The organism is Streptomyces sp. URMC 123 (assembly GCF_051386515.1).
In the GTDB taxonomy this organism is placed as follows: domain Bacteria; phylum Actinomycetota; class Actinomycetes; order Streptomycetales; family Streptomycetaceae; genus Streptomyces.
In genome coordinates, this window is record NZ_JBPQTV010000430.1 from 1 (window position 1) to 4,531 (window position 4,531).

Annotated in this window: 4 protein-coding genes; 1 reads left to right on the forward strand and 3 read right to left on the reverse strand. The window is 68.5% G+C overall.

Annotated elements, in window-relative coordinates; all coding sequences use genetic code 11:
* From ACSNOD_RS28710 to ACSNOD_RS28720, 3 genes are all read right to left on the reverse strand, one after another.
* On the reverse strand, window positions 1-694 hold a 694-nt coding region (locus ACSNOD_RS28710), incomplete at its 3' end, for an amino acid ABC transporter ATP-binding protein (protein ID WP_436769993.1).
* On the reverse strand, window positions 691-1,641 hold the full coding sequence (locus ACSNOD_RS28715) for an amino acid ABC transporter permease (protein ID WP_436769994.1): 951 nt from the start codon (window positions 1,639-1,641) through the stop codon (window positions 691-693). The genes ACSNOD_RS28710 and ACSNOD_RS28715, both read right to left, overlap by 4 nt.
* A gap of 245 nt (window positions 1,642-1,886) precedes the next feature.
* Window positions 1,887-2,849, reverse strand: coding sequence for an ABC transporter substrate-binding protein (locus ACSNOD_RS28720; protein ID WP_436769995.1), 963 nt, complete (start codon window positions 2,847-2,849; stop codon window positions 1,887-1,889).
* A gap of 513 nt (window positions 2,850-3,362) precedes the next feature.
* On the opposite strand from ACSNOD_RS28720, the gene ACSNOD_RS28725 reads away from it, so the two are divergent.
* A partial coding sequence (locus tag ACSNOD_RS28725) for an NAD(P)-dependent malic enzyme (protein WP_436769996.1) occupies window positions 3,363-4,531 on the forward strand: 1,169 nt, incomplete at its 3' end.

Here is a 4,531-nt window from a genome sequence, read left to right on the forward strand (position 1 = left end):
GGCCCGACTCCACGACCACGCCGTCGTCCATGAAGACCAGCGCGTCGCCGACCTCGCGGGCGAAGCCCATCTCGTGGGTGACGACGATCATCGTCATGCCGTCCTCCGCGAGGCCGCGCATCACATCGAGGACGTCGCCCACCAGCTCCGGGTCGAGCGCCGAGGTGGGCTCGTCGAAGAGCATCAGCTTGGGCTGCATGGCCAGCGCCCGGGCGATCGCCACCCGCTGCTGCTGACCGCCGGAGAGCTGGGAGGGGTAGTTGCCCGCCTTGTCCTTCAGCCCGACCCGGTCCAGCAGCTTCAGCGCCCGCTCCTGGGCGACCGCCTTGCTCTCGCCCTTGACCTGGATCGGCGCCTCCATGACGTTGGCCAGCGCGGTCATGTGCGGGAAGAGGTTGAAGCGCTGGAACACCATGCCGATGTCGCGGCGGTTCCTGGCCACCTCGCTGTCCTTGAGCTCGTACAGCTTGTCGCCCTTCTGGCGGTAGCCGACCAGCTCGCCGTCGACGTACAGCCGCCCGGCGTTGATCTTCTCCAGGTGGTTGATGCAGCGCAGGAACGTGGACTTGCCGGAGCCGGACGGGCCGATCAGGCAGAACACCTCCCCCTGCGCGACCTCGAGGTCGATCCCCTTGAGGATGTGCGCGGCGCCGAAGGACTTGTGCACGCCCTCGGCCTTCACCATGGCGGTCATGCGGTGACACCTCCGGACGGGCGGTTGCTGAAGGAGGCCAGGTTCGCCTTGACCTTCTGCCAGGGGGTGAGCGGCAGGGCGCGCAGCGAACCGCGGGCGTAGTAACGCTCCAGGTAGAACTGGCCGACGCTGAAGACGCTGGTCAGGATGAGGTACCAGGTGGCGGCCAGGAAGAGCATCTCCACCGTGGCGCCCGTGGTCTGCCCGATGTCGGAGGTCGAGCGCAGCAGTTCCAGATACTGGGCCGCGGCCGCCGCCAGCGACGAGGTCTTGAGCATGTTGATGAACTCGTTGCCGGTGGGCGGCACGATCACCCGCATGGCCTGCGGCAGAACGATTCGCCGCAGGGTCTTGCCCTGGCTCATGCCCAGGGCGTGCGAGGCCTCGGTCTGACCCTCGTCGACGGACTGGATGCCCGCCCGGACGATCTCCGACATGTACGCGGCCTCATTGAGCCCCAGGCCGAGCAGCGCGGCCATGAAGGGGGTCATGAAGTCGCTCATCTCGTCCCGGTAGATCGGGCCGAGGTTGATGTACGGGAAGATCAGCGCGAGGTTGAACCAGAGCAGCAGCTGCACATAGACCGGCGTGCCGCGGAAGAACCAGATGTAGCCCCAGGCCACGGACGAGGTCACCGGGTTCTTCGACAGCCGCATCACGGCCAGCACGATGCCGAGCGCCAGGCCCAGGGCCATGGCCAGCACCGAGATGAGCACGGTCTTGCCCAGGCCCTCGATCACGGTCGCGTTGAAGAGATAGTCCGGAATGGCGCTGTAGCGGACGTTCGCGGTGGCGAAGGCGTTGATGAGGAGGGCCAGCAGGGCGAGGACGACCGCGGCGGAGATCCAGCGGCCGTAGTGCCGAACCGGAATGGCCTTGATGGTCTCCGGCTCCGCTGCGGGGGGCGGAGTGTCCGCCGGCCCCGACTTGTCGAGGGGAACAGTCACGGGTGTTGCCTTTCAGCCTTTCCGTACTCCGTATTCCGGGTCGGGTATTCCCGGTTTCGGGTATTCCGGGATTCGGGTCCCCGGGCATCGGGTTCCCGTGGTCCGGGTTCCGGTTCCGGGGTTCCGTGGTCCGGGTTCCCGTGGTTCGGGTTCCCGGTTCCGGGGTTCCGGGTTCCGGGGGGACGCGCGAGCGGGCGGACGTCCGGAATTCGGGGGAATCGGAGGGATGGATATACGACGTACGGTCAGGAACCGCCGTTGATCTTGGCTTCCTTCACCGCGCCGGCCTCGACGCCCCAGGTCTCGACGACCTTCTGGTAGGCGCCGTTCTGGATGATCGCGTTGAGCGCCGCCTGCAGGGCGTCCCGCAGCTGGGTGTTGTCCTTGGCGACCGCGATGCCGTACGGGGCGGCCTCCACCTGGTCGCCGACGATCTCGAAGTCGTTGCCGCCGCCGGAGGTCTTGACGGCGTACGCCGCCACCGGGAAGTCGCTGGAGCCGGCGTCCGCGCCGCCGGCCCGCAGCCGGGTCTGGGCCTCCACGTCGTTGTCGAACGCCTCGATGCCGATGGCGCCCTGGTCGGCCTCCTCGCACTTCTCGGACTGGCTCTTGGCCATGTCGTGCGAGACGGTGCCGCGCTGGACGACGATCTTCTTGCCGCAGAGGTCTTCCCAGCTCGCGATGCCCTTGGTGTCGCCCTTCCTGGTGTAGATCGAGACACCGGCGGTGAAGTAGTCGACGAAGTCGACGCCCTCGCCGACCTTCTTGCCGGTCTCGGAGTCGATGCCCTGCTGGCGGTCCTTGCTGTCGGTCATCGCGGACATCGCGATGTCGTAGCGCTTGGAGCGCAGGCCGGTCAGCAGGGTGTCGAAGGTGCCGTTGTTGAACTCGAACCGCACCCCCAGCTCCTTGCCCATCGCCGTCGCGATGTCCGGGTCGAGGCCGACGACCTTGCCGTCCTTCTTGAACTCGACCGGCGGGTACGCGATGTCCGAGCCGACCTTGATCACGCCGGCGTCCTGGATTCTCTTGGGCAGCTTGGCGAAGAGCGGGGCCCGCGATCCGGCCTGGGTGGAGCCGTCGCGCTCGTTGCTCCTGTCCCTCTGGTCGCCGCACGCGGTCAGCAGCAGGGCGCCGGCGACCGCGATCGCGCCGATGCCGGCCAACCGGGACGAGGCGGCCGCGCGGCGTGTGGTGCTTGCGGTCATTGCTGGTTCCTCCTGCGGGTGAGGGAGTAGCCGACTGGTCAGGCACACACCTTCGAGTGTGGCGACCTCGTGTGTTTGGGGCATCTTGCCATCCGGACGGCCCGGTTCAGGGGGGTCGCTATGTCAAAATCGGATAACGGGTGAATCCCTTGTCATTACGCGTCCGTGCGGCCCGGTGGCCGGATGTGGACCCCGCCGGGGAGAGATGGAGATCACGCCCGGCGTATCTCAGTAAATGGACATGCGGTGCTGATCACCCCGCTTTGTCATCGATCGTCCACCCGGGTTTCGCGCGGTGCAACGGAAGTCACTCGTCCCCGGAAGCGCTCTTCCGGTAGAAAGAGCGGTTACACCCCTCACCCGGGGCTCGGGCGCGTGTGCGGCGCGCCCGGTGTCCGAGGCTCCCTCGTCCGGCGGTCGATCCGTGGGACGGGTCCGCGGACGCGGTGCCCGCCCGCCCCGCAACCAGGGGCGGTAACCCTCGACAGCATTCAGACAAAAAGGGGTCCCACAGTGGCAGCGGAGATCGTGAATCCTCGCAGCGAGAGCGATACGGAGCAGGGCGGCGGCGATGCCTTCGACCCGGCCTTCGCGCTCCACCGGGGCGGCAAGATGGCCGTCCAGGCCACCGTTCCGGTCCGGAACAAGGACGATCTGTCCCTCGCCTACACGCCCGGCGTCGCCAAGGTGTGCACGGCCATCGCCGAAAAGCCCGAGCTGGTCCATGACTACACCTGGAAATCGCAGGTCGTCGCCGTGGTCACGGACGGCAGCGCCGTCCTGGGGCTCGGCGACATCGGCCCGGAGGCGTCGCTTCCGGTGATGGAGGGCAAGGCGATCCTCTTCAAGCAGTTCGGCGGCGTGGACGCGGTGCCGATCGCGCTCGACTGCCGGGAGGTCGACGAGATCGTCGAGACCGTCGCCCGGCTCGCTCCCTCGTTCGGCGGCGTGAACCTGGAGGACATCTCCGCGCCCCGCTGCTTCGAGGTGGAGCGGCTGCTCCAGGAGCGGATCGACATCCCCGTCTTCCACGACGACCAGCACGGCACGGCCGTCGTCACCCTCGCCGCCCTGCGGAACGCCGCCCGGCTGACCGGGCGCACCCTCGGTGAGCTGCGCGCCGTGATCTCCGGCGCGGGCGCGGCCGGGGTGGCCATCGCCAAGATCCTCGTCGAGGCGGGCATCGGGGATGTCGCGGTCTGCGACCGCAAGGGCGTCGTCAGCGCCGAGCGCGACGACCTCACGGAGGTGAAGCGGCACCTGGCCGGCTTCACCAACAAGGCCGGTCGCACGGGCTCCCTGGAGGACGCGCTCGCCGGCGCGGACGTCTTCATCGGCGTCTCCGGCGGCACGGTGCGGGAGGAGGCGGTGGCCAGGATGGCCAAGAACTGCCTGATCTTCGCGATGGCGAATCCCGACCCGGAGATCCACCCCGAGGTCGCCCACCGCTACGCGGCCGTCGTCGCCACGGGCCGCAGCGACTTCCCCAACCAGATCAACAATGTGCTCGCCTTCCCCGGGATCTTCGCCGGGGCGCTCCAGGTCCGGGCCTCCCGGATCACGGAGGGCATGAAGCTGGCGGCGGCGGAGGCGCTGGCCGCGGTCGTCGCGGACGACACTCGCCCCCACCTCGTACGCGCCGCGCTGGGCGTCTTCCAGCTGTGCGGACCGGTGATCCGCAC